Genomic DNA, 24,608 nt, shown 5'->3' with positions numbered 1-24,608 from the left:
CTTTTTTCTTGCGCGCAAACCGATTCCGGCGCGGGCTACCCGCCCATAGGAATCCAGGTGCTCCATCATGTTGCCCGTCGTCGCCCTGGTTGGCCGTCCCAACGTCGGTAAATCGACCCTGTTCAACGTGCTCACCCGCAGTCGCGACGCGCTGGTCGCCGACATGCCGGGCGTCACGCGCGACCGTCACTACGGCGTCTGCCGCAGCGGCGAGCGGCCCTTCGTGGTGGTGGATACCGGCGGCCTGTCGGGTGCCGAGGACGCGCTCGACGTGCTCACCGCACGTCAGGTGCGCCTGGCGATCGACGAGGCGCAGGTCATCGTGTTCATGGTCGATGCGCGCGACGGACTGCTGCCGCAGGATCACGTGATCCTCGGCGAGCTGCGCCGCAGCGGCAAGCCGGTCATCGCCGCCGTCAACAAGACCGACGGGCTGGACCTGGACACCGCGATGGCGGAGTTCTCGGTGTTCGGCATCCACGCCACGCTGCCGTTGTCGGCCGCGCACAACCGCGGCACCGACGAGCTGATCGCCACCGTGCTGCCGCTGCTGCCGCCGGAGGAATCCGATGCGCTGGACGAGGGCGAATCCGGCAGCATCCGCGTGGCCATCGTCGGCCGCCCGAACGCGGGCAAGTCGACCCTGATCAATCGCCTGCTCGGCGAGGAGCGGCTGATCGTCTCCGACGTGGCCGGCACCACCCGCGATCCGATCCGCGTGCCGCTGGAGCGCGACGGCAGGCGCTACACGCTGATCGACACCGCCGGCGTGCGGCGCAAGGCCCGCGTCGAGGAGGCGCTGGAGAAGTTCAGCGTGATCAAGACGCTGCAGTCGATGGCCGCCGCCCAGGTGGTAGTGGTGCTGATCGATGCGCGCGAAAACCTCGCCGACCAGGATCTCACCCTGATCGGTGCGGCGATGGACGAGGGCCGGGCGCTGGTGATTGCCGTCAACAAGTGGGATGGCATGGACGCCTACCAGCGCGAGCAGTGCCAGCGTGCGCTGGAGCGCCGGCTGGTGTTCGTCGACTGGGCCAAGACGGTGTTCATCTCCGCCCTGCACGGTTCGGGCCTGCGCGAGCTGATGCGTGCCGTGGTGCGCGCGCATGCTGCGGCGACGCGCGAACTGGGCTCGTCCGAGCTGACCAAGGCGCTGGAAAAGGCCTACGAGAGCTACCAGCCGCCGCTGGTGCGCGGGCACGCGCCGAAGCTGCGCTTTGCCCATCCGGGTGGCAGCAATCCGCCGACCATCGTGATCCACGGCAGCCGCACCAAGCACATCGCACCGGCCTACCGGCGTTATCTGGAAGGGTTCTTCCGCAAGCGCTTCAAGCTCGAAGGCACGCCGATCCGCATCGACTTCCGCGACGGCGAGAATCCCTACGCCGGCAAGAAGAACGTGCTCACCGAGGCGCAGCTGCGCAAGCGCCAGCGCATGATCCGTGAGATGAAGAAGCGCCGCTGAGGCGTCTTTTCACGGTGGCGTCAGGTCGTCGGGCACGAGGCTGTAGACCGCGGCGTCGGTCGGTCGGTCGCGCGACCAGATCCTGTTGCGGGCAATCACCTCGAAGCGGGCGCCGGCCCGCTCGGCCGTCCGCCGGCTGGCGAGGTTGCCCGGCTCGGCGACGATCTCGACCCGGATCAGCCCCAGTCGCTCGAAGCCGAAGCGCGCGACAAGCACCAGCGCGCGCGCCGCCAGGCCCTGTCCTTGCGCCGAGGCACGCACCCAGTAACCGGCATTGGCGCTGCGGTGCAACCGGTTCAGCTGGCTCAGGCCGACGCTGCCGAGCAGGCGGCCCTCGGCGTCCTGGATGGCGAAAGAGAACAGCTCGCCGCGCCGCCAATGCGCGCGACACACCTCGATGCGCGCCTGTGCATCGGCCAGGCCGTACTCCGCGTGGCACCAGGGCAGCCAGGCGTTCAGGCTGCCCATCGATTCGCGCACCGCGTCGTGCATCGCGGCAGCGTAGTCGTGCCGCCACGGGCGCAGCACCATGCCCGTATCGGCGAGTTCGGTCGATTCAAGGCAGGGCATGGCGTGCATCGTGGCGTGCATCGGATTTGTGCGGTGAACGGCGAGCGCCGATAATGCGCGGCTGGATTGGCAGGGCACAACCATGAGCGCACGCATCCTCGACGGCAAACGCATCGCGCAGGAACTGCTGGAGCGCATCGCCCGGCGGGTGGCCGAGCGTCAGGCGGCCGGGCTGGCCGCGCCGGGTCTGGCGGTGGTGCTGGTGGGCGACGACGCCGCTTCCTCGGTCTACGTGCGCAACAAGCGCAAGGCCTGCCAGCAGATCGGCTTCCGCTCGTTCGGCTTCGACCTGCCCTCGACCACCACGCAGGACGAACTGTTCGCCCTGATCGACCGGCTCAACGCCGATCCCGAGGTGCACGGCATCCTGGTGCAGTCGCCGCTGCCGCCGCACATCGACGAGGACGCGCTGGTCGACCGCATCGATCCGCTCAAGGACGTGGATGGTTTCCAGGCGGTGAACGTCGGCCGCCTCGCGCTGCGCCGCTTCGGCCTGCGCCCGTGCACGCCCAAGGGCGTGATGACTTTGCTCGGTCACACCGATCGCCCGGTGCGCGGCCAGCATGCGGTGGTGGTGGGCGTGTCCAACCACGTCGGCCGGCCGCTGGCGCTGGAGCTGTTGATCGCCGGCTGCACCACCACCTGCTGCCACCGCTTCACCCGCGGCCTGGAAGGCTTCGTGCGGCAGGCCGACATCGTGATCGTGGCGGTCGGCAAGCCGGGGCTGGTCAAGGGCGAGTGGATCAAGCCGGACGCGGTGGTGATCGACGTGGGCATCAACCGGCTGGACGATGGCCGGCTGGTGGGCGACGTCGAGTTCGCTCCCGCGGCCGAACGCGCCAGCTGGATCACCCCGGTACCCGGCGGCGTCGGCCCGATGACCGTCGCCACGCTGATGGAAAATACCCTGGAAGCGGCCGAGGCAGGCACCCGGGGATGACCCCGGGTCCTGGCGGGCGGCATCCAGCCGCACTGCAACATCTGGCGAGAGGGCGAGGCAGGCGCGTATAATTCCCTCTTTGCCGGGAACCCTTTCCATGCGCATCCTCGCCGAGGCCCTGACCTACGACGACGTCTACCTCGTTCCGGCCCATTCGGTCATCCTGCCGCGCGATGTGGATACATCCACCCGGCTCACCCGCGACCTGCGCCTGAACATCCCCATCGTGTCCGCCGCCATGGACACGGTCACCGAAGCCCGCCTCGCCATCACCATGGCCCAGTGCGGCGGCATCGGCATCATCCACAAGAACATGACCGCCGAGCAGCAGGCCGCCGAAGTGCGCCTGGTGAAGAAGTTCGAGGCCGGCGTCATCCGCAGCCCGATCACCGTCGGTCCGGATACCTCGATCCGCGACGTGCTGCGCCTCACCCACGCGCACAACATCTCCGGCGTGCCGGTGGTCGACGGCGAGAAGCTGGTCGGCATCGTCACCAGTCGCGACCTGCGCTTCGAGCGCAAGCACGACGACCCGGTGCGCAACATCATGACCCGCCAGGACAAGCTGGTCACGGTGAAGGAAGGCGCCAGCCAGGACGAGGTGCTGCAGTTGCTGCACAGGCACCGCATCGAGAAGGTGCTGGTGGTCAACGACGACTTCCAGCTGCGCGGGCTGATCACCGTCAAGGACATCCAGAAGGCGCGCGACAACCCGCACGCCGCCAAGGATCGCAACGAAGCGCTGCTGGTGGGCGCCGCGGTCGGCGTCGGCGGCGATACCGAGCAGCGCGTGGCGATGCTGGTCGATGCCGGCGTGGACGTGCTGGTGGTCGACACCGCGCACGGCCACGCGCAGGGCGTGATCGAGCGCGCCGCGTGGGTCAAGAAGACCTATCCGAAGCTGCAGGTGATCGCCGGCAACATCGTCACCGGCGAAGCGGCGCGCGCGCTGCTGCACGCCGGCGTGGACGCGGTGAAGGTGGGCGTGGGTCCGGGCTCGATCTGCACCACCCGCGTGGTGGCCGGCGTGGGCGTGCCGCAGATCACCGCGATCGACCTGGTCGCCGCCGCGCTGAAGGACGAGATCCCGTTGATCGCCGATGGCGGCATCCGCTATTCCGGCGACATTCCCAAGGCGCTGGCCGCCGGCGCCTCCAGCGTGATGCTCGGCTCGATGTTCGCCGGCACCGAGGAATCCCCGGGCGAGGTCGAGCTGTTCCAGGGCCGCTCGTACAAGAGCTACCGCGGCATGGGGTCGCTCGGCGCGATGGCGCTGGGCTCCAGGGACCGCTACTTCCAGGACGAGGCCGACGCCGACAAGCTGGTGCCCGAAGGCATCGAGGGCCGCGTGCCGTACCGCGGGCCGCTGCGCAACATCATCCACCAGCTGATCGGCGGCCTGCGTGCCTCGATGGGCTACCTCGGCGCGGCCACCGTCGAGGACGTGCGCGCCAACGCGCAGTTCGTCAAGGTGACCGGCGCCGGCGTCACCGAGGCGCACCCACACGACATCCAGATCACCAAGGAAGCGCCGAACTACCGGCTCAATTCCTGATGCCGCACGCTTGAGCCCTCTCCCCCGGCCGCGCCGGGGGAGAGGGTTGGGTGAGGGGGAGGCTTTTCGCTTTTCGCTTCTCGCTCGCCTCTCGCTACATGCCAAACGCCCAAAGCACCCCCTCACCCCGACCCTCTCCCCCGGCTGCGCCAGGGGAGAGGGAGCGTAAAGGCTGAGTCGGGGAGCGGGAGATACGAGCCGCCATGACCGACATCCACAGCGACAAGATCCTCATCCTCGACTTCGGCGCGCAGTACACCCAGCTGATCGCCCGCCGCGTGCGCGAGCTGGGCGTGTACTGCGAGATTTGGGCGTGGGACCACGATCCAACCGAGATCGCCGCGTTCGCGCCCAAGGGCATCATCCTGTCCGGCGGTCCCGAATCGACCACGCTGGAAGGCGCGCCCACCGCGCCGCAGCAGGTGTTCGACTCGGGCCTGCCGATCCTCGGCATCTGCTACGGCATGCAGACGATGGCCGTGCAGCTGGGCGGCGCCACCGAGGCGGCCGACGCACGCGAGTTTGGCCACGCCGAAGTCGACATCACCGCGCACAGCCGCCTGTTCGCGGGACTGAGCGACCACGCCGACAGCCATCGGCTCGACGTGTGGATGAGCCACGGCGACCACGTCGCCAAGGCACCGCCCGGCTTCGTCGTCACCGGCAGCACCGATCGCATCCCGGTCGCGGTGATGGAGAACGAGGAAAAGCGCTGGTACGGCGTGCAGTTCCACCCCGAGGTCACCCATACCAGGCAGGGCAGTGCGCTGCTCAAGCGCTTCATCACCGAGATCTGCGGCTGCGCCACGCTGTGGACCGCGGCCAACATCATCGAGGACCAGATCGCCCGCGTGCGCGGGCAGGTGGGCGACGACCACGTGCTGCTGGGCCTGTCCGGCGGCGTGGATTCCTCGGTGGTGGCGGCGCTGCTGCATCGGGCGATCGGCGACCGGCTGACCTGCGTGTTCGTAGACACCGGCCTGCTGCGCTGGCAGGAAGGCGACCAGGTGATGGCGATGTTCGCCGCCGAGGCCGAGAAGGGCGGCATGGGCATCAAGGTGATCCGCGTGAACGCGGCCGAGCGCTATTTCGCCGCGCTGGCCGGCGTGAGCGACCCGGAGGCCAAGCGCAAGATCATCGGCGGCCTGTTTGTGGAGATCTTCGACGAGGAGTCGGAGAAGATCATCGCCGGCGGCGGCAACGTGAAGTGGCTGGCGCAGGGCACCATCTACCCCGACGTGATCGAGTCCGCCGGCAGCAAGACCGGCAAGGCGCACGTGATCAAGAGCCACCACAACGTGGGCGGCCTGCCGGCGCACATGAAGCTCAAGCTGGTCGAGCCGCTGCGCGAGCTGTTCAAGGACGAGGTCCGCCGCATCGGCGTCGAACTCGGCCTGCCGCGCGCCATGGTCTACCGCCATCCGTTCCCCGGCCCCGGGCTGGGCGTGCGCATCCTGGGCGAGGTGAGGCCCGAATACGCCGAGCTGCTGGCGCGCGCCGATGCCATCTTCATCGAGGAACTGCGCGCGTGGGATCTTTACGACACCACCAGCCAGGCCTTCGCCGTGTTCCTGCCGGTGAAATCGGTGGGTGTGGTGGGCGATGCCCGCGCCTACGAATGGGTGATCGCGCTGCGCGCGGTGGAAACCATCGACTTCATGACGGCGCATTGGGCGCACCTGCCGTACGAGTTTCTTGGCAAGGTATCCAATCGTATTATCAATGAGTTGCGTGGCATTTCTCGGGTAGTTTATGACATAAGTGGCAAACCGCCGGCCACGATCGAGTGGGAGTGAGGAAAAACAAGGGCTTGCGCGGACGTTGCTGGATGTCTGCGCTGGCCCGTTTCTCACGAACATGGCGTAAGTAACTGATATGACAACAGAAGCAATCCCCGAGGAGGCGCCTGTTTTCAGCGAGGCCGACGTGGCCCACATGCGGCGCGCCCTGCAGCTGGCCGAGCACGCCCGCGACGCCGAGGGCGAGGTGCCGGTGGGCGCCGTGCTGGTGCTCGATGGCGAGATCGTCGGCCTGGGCTGGAACCGCAACATCACCCTGCACGACCCCACCGCCCATGCCGAAATCATGGCGTTGCGGGCGGCGGGCGAGAAACTGGCGAACTACCGCATCGCCGGCGCCACGCTCTACGTGACACTGGAACCCTGCGCGATGTGCGCGATGGCGCTGGTGCATGCGCGGATCGCACGGGTGGTGTACGCCGCCGCCGATCCCAAGACCGGCGCCGCCGGCAGCGTGTTCGACACGCTGATCGACCCGCGGCACAACCACCGCATCGCGGTGCAGGGCGGCCTGCTGGCGGAGGCCTCGGCGGAGTTGCTGCGCGACTTCTTCCGCGCACGGCGCTGACGTCCGGGAAATTTTCCGGCGGGATCCCCGTTCCGCCGGAAAATGTGATCGAATTCACATTCTCGTGCCAAGGACGCGCTGGCAACGAGTCCCTTCCTTTGCCGAAGCCGGGAGCGCCATGCGACTCGTCACCTACCTGCATCACGGCATGGCCGGCGTGGGCGTGCTCGACCTGCGCAGTACACGCATCCGGCCGTTGGACACGATCGACGGCCGCCCCATTCCCGACATGCTCACGGTAATTCGCGAAGGGCTGGAGGCGGTCACTCCCAGCGTGATGCGCCCGGCGATCCCGCAGGTGGAGGTGGATCTGCTTGCGCCGATTCCGCGACCCGCGCGCAACATCTTCTGCGTGGGCAAGAATTACCGACGCCATGCCGAGGAGTTCGCGCGCAGCGGCTTCGACAGCCCGTCCACGGCCGCGGTGCCGGAACATCCGGTGGTGTTCACCAAGGTGCCCGAGTCGGTGATTGGCGACCGCGACACCATCCTTTATCCGGAAAGCCTCAGCAATGCGCTGGACTACGAGGCCGAGCTGGCGGTGGTGATCGGGCGGCCCGGACGCGGCATCCGTCGCGAGCAGGCGATGTCGCACGTGTTCGGCTACACCATCGTCAACGATGTCACCGCGCGCGACTGGCAGCAGCGCCACGGGCAGTGGTTCCTGGGCAAGTCGTTCGACACGTTCTGTCCGATGGGGCCGATGCTGGTGACCGCCGACGAGCTCGATCCCGCCGCGCTGGACGTGCGCTGCTGGGTCAACGACGAACTGCGCCAGCAGGCCAACACGCGCGACCTGATCTTCGACATCCCCACGCTGATCGCCACGATTTCCGCGGGCATCACGCTGCAGCCCGGCGACATCATCGCCACCGGCACGCCCGAGGGCGTGGGGGCCGGTTTCGACCCGCCGCGCTTCCTGCAGCGCGGCAACGAGGTGGCGATCGAGATCGAAGGCATCGGCCGTCTCGTCAACGATGTGTTCTGAAGCCGCGTCAGCGTTCGAGCAAAAACGCCAGCGCCCCGGCGCACGGCGCGTCGATCTTCAGCGTGACCAGCGGATCGGCCCGCGTCACGCCCAGGTTCACCGTCGCCACCGGCTTGCCGGTCCTGGCCGCCGCGGCGACGAAGCGATAACCGGAAAACACCATCAGCGAGGAGCCGACCACCAGCACGGCGTCCGCTTCGGACCATGCGCGGGTGGCTGCATCCACGCGGTCGCGCGGCACGTTTTCGCCGAAGAACACCACGTCCGGCTTCACGATGCCGCCGCAGGCCGGGCAGGGCGGCACGTCGAAGCGGGCGAAGTCGTGGCCGTCCAGCTCGGCATCGCCGTCGGGGGCGTCGGCGGCATTCAGATGCGCCCAGTCCGCGTTGCGCATCACCAGCTCGCGCTGGAAATCGTGCCGGCCCTGGCGCCAGTCGCAGGCCATGCAGCGCACTTCGTCGAGGCGGCCGTGCAGGTCCACCACGCGCAAGCTGCCGGCTTGCTGGTGCAGGCGATCGACGTTCTGGGTGACCAGCAGCTCCACCTGGCCGCGCTGCTCCAGCGCGGCCAGCGCGCGATGCGTGGCGTTCGGCGCGGCGCGGCCGAAGCGGCGCCAGCCGACCAGGCTGCGCGCCCAGTAGCGCTGCCGTGTGGCCAGCTCGTGCATGAAGGCCTGGTAGGTCACCGGCGGCGTGCGCTTCCACTGGCCGGCGCGGTCGCGGTAGTCGGGAATCCCCGAGTCGGTGCTGATGCCGGCCCCGGTGAGCACGAACAGCCGCGGATGGGCGTCGACGAAATCGCGCAACCGGCTATCGGCGGAGTTCTGCGCCTGGGCGCTCATCGGCCGCTCCCGGCATGCAGGCGCTCGGGGTGGGTGTAGACGTTGTGGCTGCCGGGGCGGGCGAAGCCGACCAGGGTGAGCCCGGCGCTTCTGGCCAGCTCGATCGCCAGCGCGGTCGGCGCGGAAATGGCGGCCAGCACGGTGACGCCGGCGCTGGCCGCCTTGGTCACCATCTCGTAGCTGGCGCGACTGGTGACCAGCGCAAACCCGGACGCCGGATCGATGCCGTCGCGATGCAGCGCGCCGACCAGCTTGTCCAGCGCGTTGTGGCGACCGACGTCTTCGCGCACCAGCGCAATCTCGCCCTTCGCCGTCGCCCAGGCCGCCGCATGCACGGCGCCGGTGGCGGCATTCATCGGCTGGCACTGCTGGAGGCCGGCAAGCGCGCGCTCCAGTCCGGCGTGGGTCAGGCCGACGTCGCCGTGCACCCGGCCGGGCTGGCGCACCGCGTTCTCCAGTTGGCGCGTGCCGCAGATGCCGCAGCCGCTGCGCCCGGGCAGCAGGCGCTGGCCGTCGGCATCCAGGTGCGCGCCGTGGGCGTCGGCGGCCACGGTCATGGCCAGCTCGGTGCCTTCCAGCAGCGGGCGTACCTGCAGGTCGAGCAGGTCGGCCGGCGTGCGGATCAATCCCTCGCTGAGCGAAAAGCCCAGCGCGAAGTCCTCCAGGTCATGCGGCGTGGCCATCATCACGGCGAAGGAGCGGCCGTTATAGGTCATCGCGATCGGCTGCTCCTCGGCCACCCAGTCGCCGGCAGCCTCCATGGTGCCGCGCCGCCAGCGGGTGATCTGCCGCCGGACGCAACCGAGTGCGTCGTCACCGGGCGCGGAATCGGCGGGGGCGGGGGGCTGGTTCATCGCGCCATCATAGCGAGCCGCTGCGGTGCCTCCACGCCCCTGCGGCATCGCGCAGGCGGTGGTTGCGCAACCGCCTTGCCGGTGGCGGCGAATGGCTTGCCACAGGCGCTTGCGCCGCGCTTTTCGACCATGGCCGCGGTTGTCAACGTTTCCCGCTGGCCCCATGCTTTCCTCTCCAGACGCGGCGAGGGGCGTAGGTCATAGAAACGTTCGCGGCGAAGAGCTTTACAGCCCGAATGGCTTCTACGGCCCACGCTCCTAGGCGTCGTTGCCGTGCACGGACGGTTTTCCCACCCCATGAGCGAACTTCCCAGCGTCACCGAAGCCGAGCGGCGGATTCGCGCCAGCCTGCCGCTGTTCGCGACCGAGCACGTGCCGCTGGACGCGGCGGCCGGCCGCGTGTTGCGCCAGCGCGTGCTGGCCGAGCGCGACCAGCCGCCGTTCGACCGCGTGATGATGGACGGCATCGCGATCACGCTGGCGGATGCCGCATGGCGTCAATTCCATGTGACCGGTCGCCAGATGGCCGGCATGGCCGGTCAGGTGCTGGCCGATCCGACCGGCTGCATCGAGGTGACCACCGGCGCCATGTTGCCGCAGGGCTGCGACTGCGTGGTGCCGATCGAGCAGATCGTGCGCGAGGGCGATCAGGTCCGGCTGGCCGACGGCTGGGTGCCGACGACGCGCCAGTTCGTCCATCCGCGCGGCTCCGATTGCCGCGAAGGCGATCCGCTGCTCGCCCCGGGCGTGCGCCTGCGCGCGCCGGAACTGGCCGTGCTCGCCGCCAACGGCGTGGCCGCGGTCGAGGTGGCCGCGGTGCCGCAGGTCGCCATCATCGCCACCGGCGACGAGCTGGCCGAGGTGGAGCAGCAGCCGCTGGCCGACGGGCAGATTCGCCGCTCCAACGACCGCGCGCTGGCCGCGGCCCTGCGCGATCGCGGCTTCGTCGATGTGCGGCTGACCCGCGTGCCCGACGACCTCGCCGCCACCACCGAACGGCTCGGCGAACTGCTCGCCAGCTGCCAGGTGCTGGTGCTGTCCGGCGGCGTGTCGGTGGGCCAGCGCGACTTCGTGCCCGAGGCGCTGCGCGCGCTGGGCGTCAACAAGGTGCTGTATCGCATCGCCCAGCGGCCGGGCAAGCCGATGTGGTTCGGCATCGGGCCGCAGGGGCAGGTGGTGTTCGCGCTGCCGGGCAACCCCGTCTCGGCGCTGGTATGCGCCGTGCGCTACCTGCTGCCGGCGCTGGAGCAGGCGATGGGATTGACGGCGCGGCCGGTCGAGCACGTGGTGCTCGCCGCCCCGGCCGGCACCAGCCCGACCTTGACCTGTTTTGTACCCGTGCGGGTGCATCATGACGATGCCGGTCGCGCTTTGGCGACGCCGGTGCCGGCGCCCACCTCGGGCGATTTCTCCGCCCTGCCGCATACCGATGGCGTGGTGGAGCTGGCACCGTCCGAGCACGCCGCGTCGGCCGGCACCGTAGCCACCCTCTACCGCTGGTGACATGACCGATCCGCACGCCATCACCGAAATTGCCACCGAGGCGCCGCCGCTGGACGCGCCGCCCCTGGATCAGCGCGGCCGGCCGCTGCACGACCTGCGCATCTCGGTGATGGATCGCTGCAATTTTCGCTGCCCGTACTGCATGCCGGAGTCCACCTACGGCGAGCACTTCAGCTTCCTGCGCAACGACGAACGGCTGAGCTTCGACGAGATCGAGCGCATCTGCCGCCTCGCCGCCTCGCTGGGCGTGGGCAAGCTGCGCCTCACCGGCGGCGAGCCGCTGCTGCGGCCGAAGCTGGCCGAACTGGTGGCGCGGCTGCGGCGCATCCCCGGTATCAGCGACTTGGCGATGACCACCAACGGCGTGCTGCTGGCGCGCCATGCGCAGGATCTGCGCGACGCCGGGCTGGATCGCGTCACCGTGAGCCTGGACACCCTCGACCCCGCGCTGTTCCACCGCATGAGCGGCGGCCGCGGCGCACTGGACGATGTGCTCGGCGGCATCGAGGCGGCGCAGGCGGTCGGCTTCCCGCAGGGCATCAAGCTCAACACCGTCGTGCAGCGCGGCGTGAACGAACACAGCGTGCTCGATCTCATCGAGCGCTTCCGCGGCACCGGCATCATCCCCCGACTGATCGAATACATGGACGTGGGCAACCGCAACGACTGGAACCGCGACGCGGTGGTGCCCTCGGCCGAGCTGATCGCCGCCATCCACGCCCGCTGGCCGCTGGATGCGCTGCCGCCCAAGTACGAGGGCGAGGTGGCCACGCGTTTCCGCTTCCGCGACGGGCAGGGCGAGATCGGCGTGATCTCCTCGGTGAGCCAGCCGTTCTGCGGCGACTGCTCGCGCGCCCGGCTGTCCTCCGAAGGCACGCTGTACACCTGCCTGTTCGCCGCGCAGGGCACCGACCTGCGCTCCGCGCTGCGTGACGGCAGCAGCGACGATGCCGTGCGCGAACGCCTGCGCCAGGTGTGGCTGCGCCGCAGCGACCGCTACAGCGAGGAGCGCGAGGAGCGCCGCCAGCGCTCGCGTCCGAAGATCGAAATGCACTACATCGGCGGCTGAGCCGCCCGACGGAATTCCATGTCCCCTGCCTCCAGCAAACTCACCCACCTCGACGACGCCCGCCAGCCGCAGATGGTCGACGTCGGCGGCAAGGCCGTCACCCGGCGCACGGCGCAGGCGCAGGCGCGCGTGGTGTTTCCCGCCGAGGTCGCCGCGCAGCTGCACGATGCGGGCTACGTCACGCCCAAGGGCGCGGTGCTCACCGTGGCCAACATCGCCGGCGTGATGGGCGCCAAGGCCACCGCGCAACTGATCCCGCTGTGCCATCCGCTGGCGCTGGACAAGTGCCACATCGACATCGCGATGGAAGGCGTCGAGGCGCGCATCACCTGCACCGTGTCCTGCGAAGGCCGCACCGGGGTGGAGATGGAGGCGCTCACCGGCGCCAGCGTGGCCGCGCTTACCCTGTACGACATGTGCAAGGCGATGTCGCACGACATCGTCATCGCCGAGGTGCGCCTGCTCGGCAAGACCGGCGGCAAGAGCGACCTCGATTTCCGGCAGGCCGGCGCATGAGCACCGCGCCGATCTATGGCCTGCTGCTCTCCGGTGGCGCCAGCCAGCGCATGCAGCGCGACAAGGCGCAGCTCAGCTACGCCGGCGAACCGCAGCTGCTGCGCGCGTGGCGCGTGCTGTCGGCGGTCACCGAGCGTGCCTTCGTCTCGGTGCGCGAGACGCAGCGCGACGATCCGCTGCGCGCGCAGCTGCCGCAGCTGGTGGACAGCTACGACGCGGTCGGGCCGGCGGCGGGCATTCTCTCGGCGCAGGACGCGTACCCCGAGGCGGCCTGGCTGGTGATCGCCTGCGACCTGCCGCGACTGGACGAAGCCACCCTGCGCACCCTGATCGCCGCGCGCGATCCGGCCAAGGACGCCACCGTCTTCACCAGCCGCTTCGACGGCCTGCCCGAGCCGCTGTGCGCGCTGTGGGAGCCGTCCAGCCACGCGCGACTGAAAGCCCGCTTTGATGCCGGCAGCTATTGCCCGCGCAAGGCGCTGATCCAGTCCGACATCGTGCTGCTGCCCGCGCCGGGCGAGGCGCTGGACAACATCAACACCCCCGAGGAATTCGCCCTGATGCAGCGCCAGCTGGAGTCGCAGCCATGACCCGCGTGAACCTGCAGTACTACGCGCAGCTGCGCGAACAGGCCGGCACCAGCGCCGAGCAGGTGAGCACCGCCGCGGTCACCCTGCGCGATCTTTACGACGAGCTGCGCGCGCGCCACGGCTTCTCGCTGCCGGTCGACGCGCTGAAGGTGGCGGTCAACACCCAGTTCAGCGACTGGAACCGCGCGCTCGCCGAGGGCGACACGGTCGTGTTCATCCCACCGGTGGCCGGCGGATGATGCGCTTCGATCTCACCGCGGCACCGGCCAACCTCGCGCAGCTGCGCGAGGAGCTCAAGCATCCCGGCAGCGGCGGCTTCTGCGCGTTCGAGGGCTGGGTGCGCAACAACAACGAGGGCCGCGAAGTGAGCGGCCTGGAGTACGAGGCCTACACCGAGCTGGCGATCGCCGAGGGCGAGCGCATCCTGGCCGAGGCCGCCGAACGCTACGGCGTGCTGGCCGCCAGCGCGGTGCATCGCGTGGGCGACCTGAGGATCGGCGACCTCGCCGTGTGGATCGGCGTTTCCGCCCCGCACCGCGACGAGGCGTTCCGCGCCTGCCGCTACATCATCGACGAGATCAAGCACCGCCTGCCGATCTGGAAGAAGGAGCATTACCTGGAAGGCGACACCGCCTGGGTCGCCTGCTCGCACACCGAGCGCGCGCACGAGATGGAGGCGCCGCATCTGCACGGCCAGCACCACGGCCATGCGCACACGCACGAGCACCACCACGCGGACGAACACTCCACCACCGTCACCCCAGCGGACGCTGGGGTCCAGCGCCTTGGTGCCGACACGAAGTCACTGGATCCCAGCCTGCGCTGGGATGACGGGCAAAAGCGCGACGAGCAAAAGCACAACGAGCAAAAGCGCGACGGGCAAAAACCCTTCACCCCCGACTATTCCCGCCAGACCCGCCTGCGCGACGTCGGCGAGTCCGGCCAGGCAAAACTCGCCGCCTCGCGCGTGCTGGTGATCGGCGCCGGCGGTCTCGGCGTGCCGGTGATCGGCTACCTCGCCGGTGCCGGCGTGGGCACGCTGGGCATCGTCGACCACGACGTGCTCGACGCCAGCAACCTGCATCGCCAGGTGATGTACGACGCCCGCGACGTCGGCCGGCGCAAGGTCGACCTGGCCGCGCGCCGCGTCGCCGCGCTCAACCCGGCGGTGCAGGTGCAGACGTATACCGAGCCGCTCACCGCGGACACCGTCATCGACATGTTCGCGCAGTACGACCTGGTGATCGAATGCACCGACGACCTGGCCAGCCGCTACCTCGCCAGTGATGCCGCAGTGCTCACCGGCACCCCGCTGGTGCTGGCCAGCGTCTACCAGTACGAAGGCCAGCTGCAGGTGGTCACCGCGCTGCCCGGCGAACCCTGCCTGCGCTGCCTGTGGCCCGAACCGCCAGCGCCCGGCCTGGCCGGTACCTGCGTGGAATCGGGCGTGCTCGGGCCGGTGCCCGGCGTGCTCGGCACGATGCAGGCGATGGAGGCACTGAAGCTGCTGCTCGGCCTGCCGCGACCGGCCGACCACGCGCTGCAGCTGGTCAACCTGCTCGACGGCACCAGCCAGCGCCTGCCGATCGACGCGGCGAGCGGCTGCGCGTTGCACGGCGGCTGCGTGGCGGTGGCCCGCCGTGCGCTGGAGCAGGCGCAGGCTGGGGGCGACATTGAGCGGCACTTCCACCATCTGGACGAGGCCATCGCCGCGGGGTTTGCCGTGATCGACGTGCGCGAGCCGGACGAGATCGCGGCCGCGCCGCTGCACGTCACCTCGCTGCGCATCCCTTCGGGCGAGATCGCCGCCTGTTCGCTGGACGGTATCGATCGCCACGTGCTGCTGGTGTGCGCCAGCGGCAAGCGCAGCGCGTACGCGGCGCGCACGCTGCGCCAACGCGGCGTCGATGCGTGGTCGCTGGCCGGCGGCGTGGCGGCGCTCGCCACGCCGGCCGCGTCCTGATGCCGTCGCGCGCGTGGCGCCGATGATCCGCTACCACGACGCCATCGAGCGGCTGCTCTCCGTTACCGTGCGTCTCCCCGTCGAGAGGCTTGACGTGAGCGCCGCGCAGGGCCGCGTGCTGGCCGCGCCGGTGCGCAGCCCGATCGCGCTGCCCTCGTTCGACCACGCCGCGATGGACGGCTACGCGCTGGCAGCCCCGGAACCCCTCGACGCCGGCAGCGAACACGCGGTGCACGGTTCGCAGGCCGCCGGCGATGCGGCCTGCCGTGCCGAGGGCGGCGCCTGGGAGATCATGACCGGCGCGCGCCTGCCTGACGGACTGGATGCCGTGGTCGCGGTGGAGCGCACCGAGCTGCTTGCCTCCGCGCCGGACGGCACGCCGCTGCGCATCCGCCTGCGCGACGAGCTCAGCGAGGGGCAGAACGTGCGCCATGCAGGCGTGGACGTGGCGCAAGGCGCCACCGTACTCGACGCCGGCATGCGCCTGGGGCCGGCGCAGCTGATGCTGCTGGCCGCGATCGGGGTGGCCGAGGCCGAGGTGGTGCGCCGTCCGCGTGTGGTGGTGATCGGCACCGGCAAGGAACTGGTGGTGGATCCGCGCCAACCCTTGGTCGACGGCCGGATCTACAGCTCCAACGGTCCCTACCTGGCTGCGGCGCTCACGCTGGCCGGCGCGCAGGCGCTGTCGTGCGAAGTGGTCGACGACACCGCCATCGCCTATGCCGACGCGCTGCACCGCGCGCAACAGGCCGGCGCGGACCTGGTGGTGAGCACCGGCGCCGTCTCGATGGGCCGCTACGATTTCGTGCCCGACGCGCTGCGCCGGCTCGGCGCCAGCGAATTGTTCCACAAGGTGGCGATGCGCCCCGGCAAGCCGCTGCTGGCGGCCACCTTGCCGCACGGTCCGCTGGTGGTGGCGCTGCCCGGCACGCCGATGGCGGTCGCCGCGGGCATGCGTTTCTTCGTGGCGCCGGTGCTGCGCGCCATGCTGGGGCAGGGCGACGAGCCGGCGCTGCATGCCGTGCTCGACACGCCGCAGCAGCCCAAGGCCGGCCTGCGTCACTTCCTGCGCGCCACGTTCGTGCTGGACGCCTACGGCCGGGTGCACGCGCAGGTGATGCCGCAGCAGCAGCCGTTCCGCATCCTGCCGTTCGCGCAGTCCGATGGCTGGGTGGTACTCGGCGAGGACGCCGGCGACTGCGCCGCCGGGCGGCTCGTCGACATCGCCAGCCTGGATGCCGGCAGCGCGCTGTCGCTGCGTGGCGCGCCCTGAGTTTTTCTGAGGACCCCGCCCATGAAACTGCAACTCGACGGCCAGCACCTGCGCCTGCGCATCGAGGAGGACGAACTCGGCGTGCTCACGGCCGGCGGCACCGTGGAAACCGCCACGCGGCTTGCCGCGGCGCTCACGATCCGCTGCTCGCTGACGCTGTCCAGCCATCCAGATGCGCAATGCGCGGGCACGCCGGATCACTGGCAGATCCGCTTGCCCGAGGCCGACGTGCGCGAACTCGCCCGCCGCCTGCCCACGCGCGAGGGCCTGCATTTCGAGCTGGCGGTGGCGGAGGGCATCAATCTGGCGCTGCTGTTCGACATCGATGTGCGCGACAGCGCGCGCCGGCTCAAGGCGTCACGGGCAGCGCGGTAGAAACCAGGCGCCCGCACCGATCCAGACCTGCGCCGCCGATACCGTTCGCGCTGAGCGCAGCTTGCGCAGGCAAGCGAAGTCGAAGCGTTGCGGGGCACGATGGTGCGCTTCGACTCCTGCGCTGCGCGTCGCGGCAGGAAGCGGCCGGTCTTTTCCGCCAGGTAGAGCAGGATCGCGGAGCTGTCGAACACCGTCACATCGCCGTCCACCAGCGCCGGCACCTTGGCATTCGGGTTGATCGCGGTGTACGTCGGCGCATGCTGCTCGCCCTTGCGCGTATCCACCGGCACCAGTTCGTAGGGCAGGCCCGATTCTTCCAGGAACAGCGCGACCTTGGCTGGATTGGGCGTGGGTGGTAGTAGAACTTCAGCATGAGCAGTCTCCCGGGCAGCGGATTGCCCATGTTACCGATCCGGTGCGACCACCTGAGCCCGACCATGGTCGGGCACGCCGTCAGAACCCCAGCTTCGCCCCGGCGCCGAGCAGCGCGGCGATGCCCAGCAGGGCGAAGATGGCGGCGGCGATCGAATGCACCAGCTTCATCGGGATCTTCGCGGCGAGGCGGTCGCCCATGAACACCGCCGGCACGTCGGCGATCAGCATGCCGATGGTGGTGCCGGCCACCACCATCAGCGGGTGGGGGTAGTGCGCGGCCATCGCCACCGTGGCGATCTGCGTCTTGTCGCCCATCTCGGCGAGAAAGAAGGTGATCAGCGTGGCGGTGAACACGCCCACGCGTTTGGCCACCTGGGTTTCCTCCTCCTCGATCTTGTCGGGGATCAGCGTCCAGACCGCCATGCCGAGGAACGAGGCGCCCAGCACCCAGCGCAGCACGCCAGGGCTCACCACCGAGGTGATCCACGCGCCCAGCGCGCCGGCCAGGCCGTGGTTGACGAGGGTGGCGCAGAGAATGCCGGCGATGATCGGCAGCGGCTTCTTGAAACGCGCGGCGAGGATGAAGGCGAGCAGCTGGGTCTTGTCGCCGATTTCCGCGAGGGCGACGACGCCGGCGCAGACGAGCAGGGCTTCCATGGATGTGTCCCGGGCCGGTCGAAAGACGATTGACCACACGTCTCCCCGGCCCATGCGGAGATGTGTGGTCAAAGGTCTTGCCAGGCGGTGGGCTGCTTGCGCCATGGCCGGTGGGCCAAGTGTGTTGACGCACGCCTCTTCGAGCGAAGAGCGGCTACTCCCCAATGACCCGCGGATGATAGCCGAGGATGCCCCTCACGGCGACTAGGCCCACCGCAGACCCACCGCTGGAGAGCCATCCGGAAGCCTGTGGATTCCCGACGATCGCTACGCGCTCAGCGCGCGATGGCGCGCTTGAGCCGGTCGCGCACGGCGACCCAGGCGGGTTTGTCCGGTGGCAGGTCGATGGCGATCCAGTCGTAGCCGCGGGCATCCAGCTCGTGCAGTGCGGCATACAGGCGCTGCGCGTAGGCTTCGGGCGTATCCGGCATCACCTGCAGGTGCGTCACCGGCAGTGCCGCGTAATGCGCCGGTCGGTGGGTGAGCAAGGCGCCGTCGCCGCTGGGCACCGCCATCGACGGGTGCGCCGTGAGGGTCATGGTGCGTGGGCTGTAGTGGCGAAAATGCATGCCCGGCGCGGCATGCGTCTCGCCCTTCACCGGCGCCGCGCCCGGCACGCGCACCGGCGTGCCGATCACCGCCTCGATCGCCTCGCGGCTCACGCCGCCGGGACGCAGCAGTACCGGGCCGTCGTCGTACAGCGCCAGCACGCTGGACTCGATGCCCACGGTGCACGGTCCGCCGTCGAGGATCACGTCCACGTCGCTGCCCAACCCGGCGCGCACGTGCTCGGCGGTGGTCGGCGAGATCTGGGTGAAGCGGTTGGCGCTGGGCGCGGCGATCGGCACGCCGGCAGCGGTGATCAGCGCCAGCGCCACCGGGTGACTGGGTATGCGCACGCCCACGTGCGTGTCGCCGCCGGTGACGATGTCCGGCACGACCTCGCGCCGCGGCAGCACCAGAGTGAGCGGACCCGGCCAGAACGTCTCGGCCAGTCGCTGCGCGGCGTCCGGCCAGTCGGTGACCAGTTCGCGCGCCGCCGCGATGCGGTCGACGTGGACGATCAGCGGGCTGGTGCGCGGCCGGCGCTTCACCTCGAAGATGCGCGCCACCGCCGCCGGATCGAGCGCGTTCGCGCCCAGGCCGTAGACGGTTTCGGTGGGAAACGCCACCAGCTTGCCGGCGCGCAGCGCCTTGGCCGCGCGGCTCATCTGCAGCTTGCCGGGCATCTTGGCGCCGGGTGCGTCGGCGAGCGGGCGCAGCCTCATGCGGGCACGTTCTCGCGCAGCTCGCGCAGCCAGGCGTCGGGCGCGGCGTCGCTGGGCATGCGCCAGTCGCCGCGCGGCGACAGCGAACCGCCGCCGCCGACCTTGGGCGCGTTCGGCACCGCGCTGCGCTTGAACTGCGCGGCGAAGAAGCGGGTGATGAACACTTCCATCCAGTGCTTGATCTCGGCCAGCGTGTAGGCGCGCCGCTGCGCCTCCTGCACCAGCGCCGGCCAGTCGCCGCGGCTCGCGTCGCCCCAGGCCTGGTGGGCGAGGTAGGCGATCTTGCTGGGGCGAAAGCCGAAGCGGGTGAGGTAGTACAGAGTGAAATCCTGCAGCGGGTACGGACCCACGTGCTGCTCGGTGTCCTGCAGCGCGCCGCTGGCGTCGGCGGGCACCAGCTCGGGCGAGATGGTGGTGCCGGCGATGGCGTTGAGCACGTTGCATGTTGCCGCGTCGTGGCGACCGTTCTGCGCGAACCAGCGGATCAGGTACTGGATCAGCGTCTTGGGCACCGAGGCATTCACGTTGTAGTGCGACATGTGGTCGCCCACGCCGTAGGTGCACCAGCCCAGCGCCAGTTCGCTGAGGTCGCCGGTGCCCAGCACGAAGGCGCGGTGCCGGTTGGCCAGCCGGAACAGGTGCGAGGTACGCTCGCCGGCCTGCACGTTCTCGAAAGTGATGTCGTAGACCGGCTCGCCCTTGGCATACGGGTGGCCGAGGTCGGCCAGCATCTGCGTGCACGAGGGGCGGATGTCGATCTCCTCGCCGCTGACGCCCAGCGCGCGCATCAGCGCATGCGCCTGCTCGCGGGTCTGCGTACTGGTGGCGAAGCCGGGCATGGTGTAGCCGAGGATGTTGGCGCGCGGCAGGCCGAGCCGGTCGAACGCCTGCACCGCCACCAGCAGGGCGAGGGTGGAATCCAGCCCGCCGGAGACGCCGATCACCAGCCGCTGCGCACCGGTGGCGCGCAGGCGCTGGATCAGGCCGTGCGCCTGAGTGTTGATCGCCTCGTAGCAGCGCTGGTCCAGCGTGGCCGGGTTGGACGGCACGTAGGGAAAGCGCGGCAGCACGCGGCGCAGCGTGGTGTCCTTCAAGGTCGGCACGCGGAAGGCGAACGGCACCCGGCGCATCGCGCGCAGCGTGTCGTGCAGGTCGCGCACCTGGTCGTTGTAGCTGGTCATGCGGGAGCGCTCCTGCACCAGCCGCTCCAGGTCCACGTCGGCCAGCAGGCGATGGTCGTCGCACTGGAAGCGCTCGGATTCGGCCAGCACCGTGCCGTTCTCCGCGATCATCGCCTGGCCGTCCCAGGCCAGGTCGGTGGTGGATTCGCCCAGCCCGGCCGAGGTGTAGACGTGCGCGGCGAGGCAGCGCGCCGAGTGGCTCTCGCACAGCAGGCGGCGATAGTCGGCCTTGCCCACGGTGACGTTGCTGGCCGACAGGTTCACCAGCACGGTGGCGCCGGCCAGCGCGGCATAGGTGCTCGGCGGCACCGGCACCCACATGTCCTCGCAGATCTCCGCGTGCACGCGCAGGTGCGGGTGCGAGGCCGCGGTAAAGATCAGGTCGCTGCCGAACGGCACCTCGCGTCCCAGCACCACGGCGGTGTCGGCCACCGACTGGGCCGCCGAGGTGTACTGGCGTCCCTCGTAGAACTCGCGGTAGTTGGGCAGGTAGCGCTTGGGCACCACGCCCAGCAGCTCGCCACCCTGCAGCGCGGCGGCCACGTTGAACAACTGGCCCTCCACCCGCAGCGGCAGCCCCACGAACACCAGCGGCAGCAGCTGCGTGGTGGCCTCGCGCACCGCCTCCAGCGCGGTGAGGCTGGCGTCGAGCAGGGCGTCCTGCTGGGCCAGGTCGTCCAGGCTGTAGCCGGACAGCCCCAGTTCCGGAAACACCACCACCGCCGCCCCTTCCGCCGCCGCTTCGCGCAGCTGCGCAATGGTCCGCTCGGCGTTGAACGCCGGATCGGCCAGCCGCATCGACGGCACGACGGCCGCCAGCCGCACGAAACCATGGCGATAGGGCGAGTGGAAATCGGACGGCATGCGGAGCTCCGGGTGCAGCAAACATGCCGATGCTACGTGGTTTCGGCGGTGCCGCGAACCCGAGGGCGGCCGCCACGGCAGCGGGCCACAAGGCGTCCTGTTCCGTCATCCCGGCGCGCCCGAGATATCCGTCGCCCGGAATGACGTCGCTGCTGAGTGCGCACCGGCGTCTTCACGCCCCGCGCACGCGAGATCCCCACGCCCGTCATCCCAGCGCACACTGGGATCCAGTGACTGGTGCCAGATGCGAGAAAAGACGCTGGATCCCGGCTTTCGCCGGGATGACGGAGTAGGGATATGCGGGAGGCGGCAGGCTTTTGAACCTTTCGCTGCGTTGGATGTGGCAGACCGCACGCTGCGGCTATTCCTCCAAGCGGCAGCCAGGCCTTGCTCGTCATCCCGGCGAAGGCCGGGATCCAGCGTCTTGCACCACTCAAACCCCACCCGCCACCAACCCTCACTCCGGCAACTTGAACGCCACCAGCGCATCGCCGGGGCTGGTGCGCAGCTTGCCGTGCCCGCCGGCAGCAATCACCACATACTGCCGGTTGCCGACGGCGTAGGTCATCGGCGTGGCCATGCCGGCGGCCGGCAGTTCGGCGCGCCACAGCTCCTTGCCGGTGGCACGGTCCAGCGCGCGCAGGTAGCCGTCACTGGCCGCGCCGATGAAGACCAGTCCGCTCGCCGTGACCAGTGGCCCGCCCATGCCCGGCAGACCCGTGATCGAGATCGGCCACGGCGCCATGTGCTTGCCGGTTCCCAGCGGGATCGACCAGCTCAGCTTGCCGCTGGACAGGTCCAGCGCCACCACCTTGCCCCACGGTCGGGCGATGCACGGCGCGCCCAGCGGCGACTGCAGCAAGCGCCGGCGCATGCCGTACGGCGTGTGCTTCATGCGGGCGTATTCCCAGCCCTTCGCACCGCCGGCCATCATTTGGCGCATCCACTCATCCCGCGGCAGCAGCTGCACCTGCATGGGAATGTCGTTGACGTTGGTCACCAGCGTCTGGGTGGCCGGGTCCCACGCGCCGGAGCCCCAGTTCACGCCGCCGGCGTAGCTGGGCATCTCGATGGTTCCCTGCAAGCTGGGCGGGGTGAAGATGCCCTCGCTCTTCAGCGAGCCGATCAGCTCGCGGCAGCGGTTGCGGTCCCAGAAGGTGAGGCCGCGCGCGTCGGCCGGCGTCACCTTGCCGTTGCGCACCAGCGAGGGCAGGGCGGAGAACGGCTGCGTCGGCGACAGCTTCTCGCCCGCCACGCCGTCCTGCGGCACCGGCTTCTCGATGATGTCGAACAGCGGCGTGCCGTCGTCGCGGCGGAACACGAACACCTGGCCGGTCTTGGTCAGCTGGATCACCGCGGGGATGCTCTGGCCGCCACGCTTGAGGTCCACCAGCATCGGCTGCGCAGCCAGGTCGTAGTCACACACGTCGTGGTGGATCAACTGCCGCGCCCACACCAGCTTGCCGGTGGCGGTATCCAGCGCCACCAGCGAGTTGGCCCAGCGGTTGTCGCCGGGGCGCTCGCCGCCGTAGGGATCGGGGCTGGCCGAGCCGGTGGGGATGAACACCAGGTGCCGCGCCGTATCCACCGAGAACACGCCCCAGGCATTCGCCGCGCCGTCCCAGGTCGGGTAGGGCTCGGCATCCGGGTCGCCGGCCTCGGCGGTGCGCTCCACCGGGTCCCAGTGCCAGCGCGGTGCGCCGGTGCGCGCATCGAACGCGCGCACCACGCCCAGCGCGTTGGCGGCCGAGTAGTTGTCGCCGATCGACGAACCCAAAATCACGGTATCGCCGTCGATCGCCGGCGGCGAGGTGAACTCGTAGTCGCCCTTGGACGAATCGCGCAGGTGCGCCGACAGATGCAACTGCCCATGCTCGCCGAACACCTCGCACGGCTTGCCGGTGGCGGCATCCAGCGCAATCAGCCGCGCATCCAGCGTGGCGACAAAGATGCGCGCCCCGCACACGCTGCCCGCCGCGGCCTGCGGATCGCGCCAGTAACTCACGCCGCGCGAGGAAAGCTCCGAGTAATCCTCCTTCGCATCGAGCTGCGCGTCATAACGCCAGCGCGGCTTGCCGCTGGCCGCATCCAGCGCAAACACCTGGCCGGTGGCGGTGCTGAAGTACAACGTGCCGTCCACGAACAGCGGCGTCGCCTCGAAGGTCAGCTTCTCGCCCGACTCCCAGCCCTTGGCCAGCGCCCCGGTGTGGAACGTCCATGCCGGCTTGAGCGCCGCCACGTTGGCCGGGGTGATCTGCTTCAGCGGCGCAAACTTGCTGCCGCTGGCATCGCCGCCCCAGGCATTCCACTGGAACGCATGCGCCGAGGCATCCAGCGGCGGCACCTCGACCGGAGCCGAACGAGAACAGCCGCCGAGCAGGGCGGTGACGGCAACGGCGAGGATGAAGGTGAAACCACGCATGGATGGACGCTCCCTGTGACAGTGGGCGCAGGGTCGCGGGCGGCATGGGGTGGGGCAAGCGGTTTGGGGTGAGTGGGATGGGGGATGGGGTGGGCGGGTCCGAGCACCAGATGGCGAATGCACTGCTTTCGCACTTGTGCCACCTGACTACCCGTGGAACGATCCGGAAGAGGGTCGCCATTCGGCCCCTTGGGGAAAGCGCAGGACCATGCGAACGGACTGCATCAGCAGATCGACGTCGTTGGTGTGACCAGGGAAGTGCCGCGCTAGGTGCGCGGAGCTTGAAGGAGCAGGCAACAGGATGACATTGCAGTTTCAAACCATTGGGCGCCAAGCCTCATGAAGCACGCCCCCGCCGGATACGCGTGTCCGTTCTGCGGAATCGCTGAAACGCTCCCTTCGCCGGCGCCGGAATCAGCCATTGTGCTGGTGGATGAGAACGTGTTCGCCCTCGTTCCAACGCACCACTACGGTGGGATCAAGGGCAATTGCCTGGTGATCCCCCGGGCGCATTACGAGAACGTGTTGGATATCCCGGACAGCCTCGGCGCTGACTTCTTTCGTTCTACGCGGCGCCTTGCGCAGGCCATGCGGGATGTTTTCCAGTGCGAGGGGATCTCAACTCGCCAGCACAACGGGCCGGCCGGCAATCAGGATGTGTGGCATTTTCATCTGCATGTTTTCCCCCGTTACTCAGGTGATGGGCTGTACGGGGGAAGGAAGGTTCCTTATGCCACTGCGGAACGGGTCGAGTTGGCCGCCATTCTTCGGGCGGCGCTGTACGAGGGAAGGGGCTAGGTATGTGAAAGTGCACTCTGACCCTCGCTTTTGCCTGCTCTTGGATTAACCTGATTCCGTGACGCGCTCCGAGCATAGCGCGCCGACCACCATCGAGCGCCTGATTCGCGCCGGAGTTGGCGATGTGCACGACACGTTGAGCCGTTGGGTTGCGCAGTGTGCGCAAAAAGTCGT

General features: G+C 69.6%; 22 protein-coding genes, 1 pseudogene and 1 riboswitch. Of the genes and pseudogenes, 15 read left to right on the top strand and 8 right to left on the bottom strand.

Annotation, left to right across the window (positions count from 1 at the left end; genetic code table 11):
- Nucleotides 1-67: 67 nt before the first annotated feature.
- On the top strand, nt 68-1,465 hold the full coding sequence (gene der / locus ACO2Q2_RS15165; RefSeq protein WP_423256848.1) for a ribosome biogenesis GTPase Der: 1,398 nt from the start codon (nt 68-70) through the stop codon (nt 1,463-1,465).
- A gap of 9 nt (nt 1,466-1,474) precedes the next feature.
- Here der and ACO2Q2_RS15160 read toward each other — a convergent pair whose 3' ends face one another.
- Nucleotides 1,475-2,131, bottom strand: a complete 657-nt coding sequence (locus tag ACO2Q2_RS15160) for a GNAT family N-acetyltransferase (protein WP_423256846.1) — start codon at nt 2,129-2,131, stop codon at nt 1,475-1,477.
- Between ACO2Q2_RS15160 and folD the strand changes: the two genes are divergently transcribed.
- The 5 genes from folD (at nt 2,118) to ACO2Q2_RS15135 (ending at nt 7,885) form a co-directional block, all read left to right on the top strand.
- Nucleotides 2,118-2,975: a bifunctional methylenetetrahydrofolate dehydrogenase/methenyltetrahydrofolate cyclohydrolase FolD gene (folD, locus tag ACO2Q2_RS15155; RefSeq protein WP_423256844.1), complete on the top strand. Its 858-nt coding sequence runs from the start codon at nt 2,118-2,120 to the stop codon at nt 2,973-2,975. The genes ACO2Q2_RS15160 and folD overlap by 14 nt on opposite strands.
- Before the next feature lie 97 nt (nt 2,976-3,072).
- On the top strand, nt 3,073-4,530 hold the full coding sequence (gene guaB / locus ACO2Q2_RS15150; RefSeq protein WP_423256842.1) for an IMP dehydrogenase: 1,458 nt from the start codon (nt 3,073-3,075) through the stop codon (nt 4,528-4,530).
- 203 nt (nt 4,531-4,733) lie between these two features.
- Nucleotides 4,734-6,326: a glutamine-hydrolyzing GMP synthase gene (guaA, locus tag ACO2Q2_RS15145; protein ID WP_423256840.1), complete on the top strand. Its 1,593-nt coding sequence runs from the start codon at nt 4,734-4,736 to the stop codon at nt 6,324-6,326.
- A 79-nt stretch (nt 6,327-6,405) separates the two neighbouring features.
- On the top strand, nt 6,406-6,897 hold the full coding sequence (gene tadA, locus ACO2Q2_RS15140; RefSeq protein WP_423256838.1) for a tRNA adenosine(34) deaminase TadA: 492 nt from the start codon (nt 6,406-6,408) through the stop codon (nt 6,895-6,897).
- A gap of 118 nt (nt 6,898-7,015) precedes the next feature.
- Nucleotides 7,016-7,885, top strand: coding sequence for a fumarylacetoacetate hydrolase family protein (locus ACO2Q2_RS15135; protein WP_423256836.1), 870 nt, complete (start codon nt 7,016-7,018; stop codon nt 7,883-7,885).
- Between the two features lie 7 nt (nt 7,886-7,892).
- Here ACO2Q2_RS15135 and ACO2Q2_RS15130 read toward each other — a convergent pair whose 3' ends face one another.
- Together ACO2Q2_RS15130 and fdhD are read right to left on the bottom strand one after the other, a co-directional pair.
- Complete coding sequence (locus ACO2Q2_RS15130; RefSeq protein WP_423256834.1) at nt 7,893-8,726, bottom strand: NAD-dependent protein deacetylase; 834 nt, start codon at nt 8,724-8,726, stop codon at nt 7,893-7,895.
- A complete protein-coding gene (gene fdhD, locus ACO2Q2_RS15125) occupies nt 8,723-9,580 on the bottom strand; it encodes a formate dehydrogenase accessory sulfurtransferase FdhD (RefSeq protein ID WP_423256832.1) in 858 nt (285 codons plus the stop codon). The genes ACO2Q2_RS15130 and fdhD overlap by 4 nt, the downstream gene beginning before the upstream one ends.
- Before the next feature lie 297 nt (nt 9,581-9,877).
- On the opposite strand from fdhD, the gene ACO2Q2_RS15120 reads away from it, so the two are divergent.
- The 8 genes from ACO2Q2_RS15120 to ACO2Q2_RS15085 are packed head-to-tail and all read left to right on the top strand — an operon-like array spanning nt 9,878 to nt 16,869.
- Entirely contained in the window at nt 9,878-11,083 is a 1,206-nt protein-coding gene (locus tag ACO2Q2_RS15120; RefSeq protein WP_423256830.1) for a molybdopterin molybdotransferase MoeA, read from the top strand.
- Between the two features lies 1 nt (nt 11,084).
- Complete coding sequence (gene moaA, locus ACO2Q2_RS15115) at nt 11,085-12,152, top strand: GTP 3',8-cyclase MoaA (RefSeq protein ID WP_423256828.1); 1,068 nt, start codon at nt 11,085-11,087, stop codon at nt 12,150-12,152.
- A gap of 18 nt (nt 12,153-12,170) precedes the next feature.
- Nucleotides 12,171-12,668 carry a cyclic pyranopterin monophosphate synthase MoaC gene (gene moaC / locus ACO2Q2_RS15110; protein WP_423256826.1) on the top strand — a complete coding sequence of 166 codons (498 nt, stop codon included), beginning with the start codon at nt 12,171-12,173 and terminating at the stop codon, nt 12,666-12,668.
- Nucleotides 12,665-13,258, top strand: coding sequence for an NTP transferase domain-containing protein (locus ACO2Q2_RS15105; RefSeq protein WP_423256824.1), 594 nt, complete (start codon nt 12,665-12,667; stop codon nt 13,256-13,258). Before moaC ends, ACO2Q2_RS15105 begins: the two co-directional genes overlap by 4 nt.
- Nucleotides 13,255-13,497, top strand: coding sequence for a MoaD/ThiS family protein (locus tag ACO2Q2_RS15100; RefSeq protein WP_423256822.1), 243 nt, complete (start codon nt 13,255-13,257; stop codon nt 13,495-13,497). The genes ACO2Q2_RS15105 and ACO2Q2_RS15100 overlap by 4 nt, the downstream gene beginning before the upstream one ends.
- On the top strand, nt 13,494-15,221 hold the full coding sequence (locus ACO2Q2_RS15095; RefSeq protein WP_423256820.1) for a ThiF family adenylyltransferase: 1,728 nt from the start codon (nt 13,494-13,496) through the stop codon (nt 15,219-15,221). The genes ACO2Q2_RS15100 and ACO2Q2_RS15095 overlap by 4 nt, the downstream gene beginning before the upstream one ends.
- Before the next feature lie 22 nt (nt 15,222-15,243).
- Complete coding sequence (locus ACO2Q2_RS15090) at nt 15,244-16,494, top strand: molybdopterin molybdotransferase MoeA (RefSeq protein WP_423256818.1); 1,251 nt, start codon at nt 15,244-15,246, stop codon at nt 16,492-16,494.
- A gap of 21 nt (nt 16,495-16,515) precedes the next feature.
- On the top strand, nt 16,516-16,869 hold the full coding sequence (locus tag ACO2Q2_RS15085; RefSeq protein WP_423256816.1) for a DUF7009 family protein: 354 nt from the start codon (nt 16,516-16,518) through the stop codon (nt 16,867-16,869).
- Between the two features lie 122 nt (nt 16,870-16,991).
- Here the strand turns inward: ACO2Q2_RS15085 and ACO2Q2_RS15080 are convergent.
- From ACO2Q2_RS15080 to ACO2Q2_RS15060, 5 genes and pseudogenes are all read right to left on the bottom strand, one after another.
- Nucleotides 16,992-17,242, bottom strand: a pseudogene (locus tag ACO2Q2_RS15080) (glutathione S-transferase N-terminal domain-containing protein); the annotation flags it as partial.
- An 80-nt stretch (nt 17,243-17,322) separates the two neighbouring features.
- Nucleotides 17,323-17,901: a TMEM165/GDT1 family protein gene (locus ACO2Q2_RS15075; protein WP_423256814.1), complete on the bottom strand. Its 579-nt coding sequence runs from the start codon at nt 17,899-17,901 to the stop codon at nt 17,323-17,325.
- Nucleotides 17,902-17,910: 9 nt separating this feature from the next.
- A riboswitch (yybP-ykoY riboswitch) is annotated at nt 17,911-18,076 on the bottom strand.
- Nucleotides 18,077-18,176: 100 nt separating this feature from the next.
- The gene (locus tag ACO2Q2_RS15070; RefSeq protein WP_423256812.1) at nt 18,177-19,169 is read right to left on the bottom strand and encodes an L-threonylcarbamoyladenylate synthase; all 993 of its coding nucleotides are present in this window, start codon (nt 19,167-19,169) and stop codon (nt 18,177-18,179) included.
- Nucleotides 19,166-21,214, bottom strand: coding sequence for an NAD(+) synthase (locus ACO2Q2_RS15065; protein ID WP_423256810.1), 2,049 nt, complete (start codon nt 21,212-21,214; stop codon nt 19,166-19,168). The genes ACO2Q2_RS15070 and ACO2Q2_RS15065 overlap by 4 nt, the downstream gene beginning before the upstream one ends.
- Nucleotides 21,215-21,671: 457 nt before the next feature.
- Nucleotides 21,672-23,636, bottom strand: a complete 1,965-nt coding sequence (locus ACO2Q2_RS15060; RefSeq protein WP_423256808.1) for a pyrroloquinoline quinone-dependent dehydrogenase — start codon at nt 23,634-23,636, stop codon at nt 21,672-21,674.
- Nucleotides 23,637-23,975: 339 nt separating this feature from the next.
- Between ACO2Q2_RS15060 and ACO2Q2_RS15055 the strand changes: the two genes are divergently transcribed.
- On the top strand, nt 23,976-24,434 hold the full coding sequence (locus ACO2Q2_RS15055; protein ID WP_423256806.1) for an HIT family protein: 459 nt from the start codon (nt 23,976-23,978) through the stop codon (nt 24,432-24,434).
- The last annotated feature ends 174 nt before the right edge of the window (nt 24,435-24,608 follow it).

Origin of the sequence: Dyella sp. KRB-257, from assembly GCF_049445995.1 — a bacterium.
In the GTDB taxonomy this organism is placed as follows: Bacteria; Pseudomonadota; Gammaproteobacteria; order Xanthomonadales; family Rhodanobacteraceae; genus Dyella_A.
The sequence above is the reverse complement of the archived record's forward strand: the minus strand, read 5'-3'. Positions and strand labels throughout refer to the sequence as shown.

Excerpts from the sequence above, each read along its gene's own strand:
- folD (WP_423256844.1), top strand. The coding sequence starts at position 2,118 with ATGAGCGCACGCATCCTCGACGGCAAACGCATCGCGCAGGAACTGCTG.
- der (WP_423256848.1), top strand. The coding sequence starts at position 68 with ATGTTGCCCGTCGTCGCCCTGGTTGGCCGTCCCAACGTCGGTAAATCG.
- fdhD (WP_423256832.1), bottom strand. The coding sequence starts at position 9,580 with ATGAACCAGCCCCCCGCCCCCGCCGATTCCGCGCCCGGTGACGACGCA.
- ACO2Q2_RS15085 (WP_423256816.1), top strand. The coding sequence starts at position 16,516 with ATGAAACTGCAACTCGACGGCCAGCACCTGCGCCTGCGCATCGAGGAG.
- tadA (WP_423256838.1), top strand. The coding sequence starts at position 6,406 with ATGACAACAGAAGCAATCCCCGAGGAGGCGCCTGTTTTCAGCGAGGCC.
- guaB (WP_423256842.1), top strand. The coding sequence starts at position 3,073 with ATGCGCATCCTCGCCGAGGCCCTGACCTACGACGACGTCTACCTCGTT.
- guaA (WP_423256840.1), top strand. The coding sequence starts at position 4,734 with ATGACCGACATCCACAGCGACAAGATCCTCATCCTCGACTTCGGCGCG.
- ACO2Q2_RS15100 (WP_423256822.1), top strand. The coding sequence starts at position 13,255 with ATGACCCGCGTGAACCTGCAGTACTACGCGCAGCTGCGCGAACAGGCC.
- ACO2Q2_RS15120 (WP_423256830.1), top strand. The coding sequence starts at position 9,878 with ATGAGCGAACTTCCCAGCGTCACCGAAGCCGAGCGGCGGATTCGCGCC.
- ACO2Q2_RS15105 (WP_423256824.1), top strand. The coding sequence starts at position 12,665 with ATGAGCACCGCGCCGATCTATGGCCTGCTGCTCTCCGGTGGCGCCAGC.
- ACO2Q2_RS15130 (WP_423256834.1), bottom strand. The coding sequence starts at position 8,726 with ATGAGCGCCCAGGCGCAGAACTCCGCCGATAGCCGGTTGCGCGATTTC.
- ACO2Q2_RS15070 (WP_423256812.1), bottom strand. The coding sequence starts at position 19,169 with ATGAGGCTGCGCCCGCTCGCCGACGCACCCGGCGCCAAGATGCCCGGC.
- moaA (WP_423256828.1), top strand. The coding sequence starts at position 11,085 with ATGACCGATCCGCACGCCATCACCGAAATTGCCACCGAGGCGCCGCCG.
- ACO2Q2_RS15090 (WP_423256818.1), top strand. The coding sequence starts at position 15,244 with ATGATCCGCTACCACGACGCCATCGAGCGGCTGCTCTCCGTTACCGTG.
- ACO2Q2_RS15135 (WP_423256836.1), top strand. The coding sequence starts at position 7,016 with ATGCGACTCGTCACCTACCTGCATCACGGCATGGCCGGCGTGGGCGTG.
- ACO2Q2_RS15065 (WP_423256810.1), bottom strand. The coding sequence starts at position 21,214 with ATGCCGTCCGATTTCCACTCGCCCTATCGCCATGGTTTCGTGCGGCTG.
- ACO2Q2_RS15075 (WP_423256814.1), bottom strand. The coding sequence starts at position 17,901 with ATGGAAGCCCTGCTCGTCTGCGCCGGCGTCGTCGCCCTCGCGGAAATC.
- ACO2Q2_RS15095 (WP_423256820.1), top strand. The coding sequence starts at position 13,494 with ATGATGCGCTTCGATCTCACCGCGGCACCGGCCAACCTCGCGCAGCTG.
- ACO2Q2_RS15160 (WP_423256846.1), bottom strand. The coding sequence starts at position 2,131 with ATGCGTGCGCTCATGGTTGTGCCCTGCCAATCCAGCCGCGCATTATCG.
- ACO2Q2_RS15055 (WP_423256806.1), top strand. The coding sequence starts at position 23,976 with ATGAAGCACGCCCCCGCCGGATACGCGTGTCCGTTCTGCGGAATCGCT.
- ACO2Q2_RS15060 (WP_423256808.1), bottom strand. The coding sequence starts at position 23,636 with ATGCGTGGTTTCACCTTCATCCTCGCCGTTGCCGTCACCGCCCTGCTC.
- moaC (WP_423256826.1), top strand. The coding sequence starts at position 12,171 with ATGTCCCCTGCCTCCAGCAAACTCACCCACCTCGACGACGCCCGCCAG.